The sequence below is a fragment of the Staphylococcus sp. HMSC055C03 genome, from assembly GCF_001809385.1.
GTDB classification, from domain to species: domain Bacteria; phylum Bacillota; class Bacilli; order Staphylococcales; family Staphylococcaceae; genus Staphylococcus; species Staphylococcus simulans.
The window spans coordinates 308,252-311,047 of sequence record NZ_KV797491.1 but is presented as its reverse complement, the minus strand read 5'-3'; the positions used below and the strand labels follow the sequence as shown (position 1 = coordinate 311,047).

At 39.5% G+C, this 2,796-nt stretch carries 1 protein-coding gene; it reads left to right on the top strand.

Translation table 11 applies throughout. From position 1 onward, the window contains the following. Positions 1-2,796: FIVAR domain-containing protein (locus HMPREF2603_RS06805; protein WP_186822225.1), on the top strand; the 2,796-nt coding region annotated here is incomplete at both ends.

Here is a 2,796-nt window from a genome sequence, read left to right as displayed (position 1 = left end):
TGAAAGCAGAGCTTGAAAAAGCGAAAGCAATCAATAAAGACGATTACACACCGAACAGTGTAAAACCGTTAACTGATGCAGAAACAACAGGCCAAGCAATTGTTGATGCTCCAGATGGTAAAACAACTGAAGAAATAGAAGCAGCTACCCAAGCATTGAAAGATGCCCAAGCTGGATTAGTAGCGAAAGCAGATAAAGCGGAACTTGATAAAGCAATCAATAACGCAGAAGGTTTAACATTGGATCCAGCTGACAAAGAAGATAAAGCCGTACAAGATGCATTAGACAAAGCAAAAGCTGTTCAAGCAAATCCAAATGCAACTCAAGATGAAGTTAATGCAGCGAAAGATGCGTTGAACAAAGCAATTGAAGCGAAAACTGCTCAAGATAAAGCAGACGCAGTGAATGCAGCATTAGACGCATTAAAAGCAGAACTTGAAAAAGCGAAAGCAATCAATAAAGATGATTACACACCTAATAGCGTGAAACCATTAACTGATGCAGAAACAGCAGGTCAAGCAATTGTCGATGCACCGACTGGTAAAACAGTAGAAGAAATCGAAGCAGCAACACAAGCATTGAAAGATGCGCAAGTTGGTTTAGTTCAAAAAGCAGATAAATCAGAGTTACAAAATGCTATCGATAAAGCAAACGCAATTGATAATCTTGAAGCGAATGATAAAGAAGATAAAGCAATCTTAGATGCAGTTGCAGCAGGTGAAAATGTAAAAGCAGACGGTAACGCAACACCGCAAGAAGTGGCGGATGCTACGAAAGCAATTAATGATGCAATTGCGGCTAAAGAACATCAAGATGCTTTAGATGAATTGAATAAAGCAATCGAAGATGCAAAAGCTGTTAATAAAGATGACTTCAAACCTAACACAGTGAAACCTTTAGAAGATGCAGTAGCAGCGGGTGAAGCTGCAAAAGCAGATGTGACTAAAACTCCAGAAGAGTTAAAAGAAGCGGCTAAAGCAATTAACGATGCTAAAAATAATCTTGAAGCGAAAGCGAATAAAGATGAATTGAACAAAGCTATTACTGAAGCTGAAGGTTTAACATTAGATCCAAAAGATAAAGAAGACAAAGCAGTTCAAGACGCATTGGATAAAGCAAAAGCTGTTTTAGAAGATCCAAATGCGACACAAGAAACAGTGGATGCAGCGAAAGATGCGTTGAATAAAGCGGTTGAAGCTAAGAAAGCTCAAGATGCAAAAGAAGCAGCTGAAAAACAAGCAGCACTTGATGCATTAAAAGCAGAGCTGGAAAAAGCGAAATCAGTAGATAAAGATGCATACACACCAAATAGTGTGAAACCATTAACTGATGCTGTAACAGTGGGTCAAGCAATTGTTGATGCTCCGAAAGATAAGACTGTTGAAGAAATCAAAAAAGCTACACAAGCATTGAAAGATGCCCAAGCAGGCTTAGTTGCGAAAGCAGATAAAGCGGAACTTGATAAAGCAATCAATAATGCGGAAGGTTTAACATTAGACCCAACAGATAAAGAAGATAAAGCGGTCCAAGATGCGTTAGACAAAGCAATTGCCGTTCAAGAAGATCCAAATGCGACACAAGCAGAAGTAGATGCAGCGAAAGATGCGTTGAACAAAGCAATTAACGCTAAAACTGCTCAAGACAAAGCAGACGCAGTCAATGCAGCTCTTGAAGCGTTGAAAGCAGAACTTGAAAAAGCAAAAGCCATCAACCAAGCGGACTTTACTCCTAATAGTGTTGAACCATTAGTTGATGCAATGGCAGTTGCACAAGGTATTGTGAATAATCCAGAATCTGTAACTGTTGATCAAATCAAAGCAGCTACACAAGCATTGAAAGATGCGCAAGCAGGCTTAGTTGCGAAAGCAGATAAAACAGAACTTGAAAAAGCAATCAATAACGCAGAAGGTTTAACGTTAGATCCAACAGATAAAGAAGACAAAGCGGTCCAAGATGCATTAGAAAAAGCGAAAGCAGTACAAGCAGATGCTAATGCGACACAAGCAGAAGTAGACGCAGCGAAAGATGCATTGAATAAAGCAATCGAAGCGAAAACTGCTCAAGATAAAGCAGACGCAGTCAATGCAGCACTTGAAGCGTTGAAAGCAGAGCTTGAAAAAGCGAAAGCAATTAATAAAGACGATTACACACCTAACAGTGTTGAACCATTAGTAGATACAATGGCTGTGGCACAAGGTATTGTGAATAATCCGGAATCTGTAACTGTTGATCAAATCAAAGCAGCTACACAAGCGTTGAAAGATGCACAAGCTGGATTGGTTGCGAAAGCAGATAAAACGGAACTTGATAAAGCAATCAATAATGCAGAAGTTTTAACGTTAGATCCAGCAGACAAAGAAGATAAAGCAGTCCAAGATGCATTAGAAAAAGCGAAAGCAGTACAAGCAGATCCTAATGCTTCACAAGCAGAAGTAGATGCAGCGAAATCAGCTTTAGAAGATGCAATTAACGCTAAAATTGCTCAAGATAAAGCAGATGCAGTCAATGCAGCACTTGAAGCGTTGAAAGTAGAACTTGAAAAAGCGAAAGCTATCAACCAAGCGGACTTTACTCCTAACAGCGTTGAACCATTGGTAGACGCAATGGCTGTGGCACAAGGTATTGTGAATAATCCGGAATCTGTAACTGTTGATCAAATCAAAGAAGCAACACAAGCATTAAAAGATGCGCAAGCAGGTTTAATTGCGAAAGCAGATAAAACAGAACTTGATAAAGCAATCGAAAACGCAGAAGGCTTAACTTTAGATCCAGCAGACAAAGAAGATAAAGCAGTCC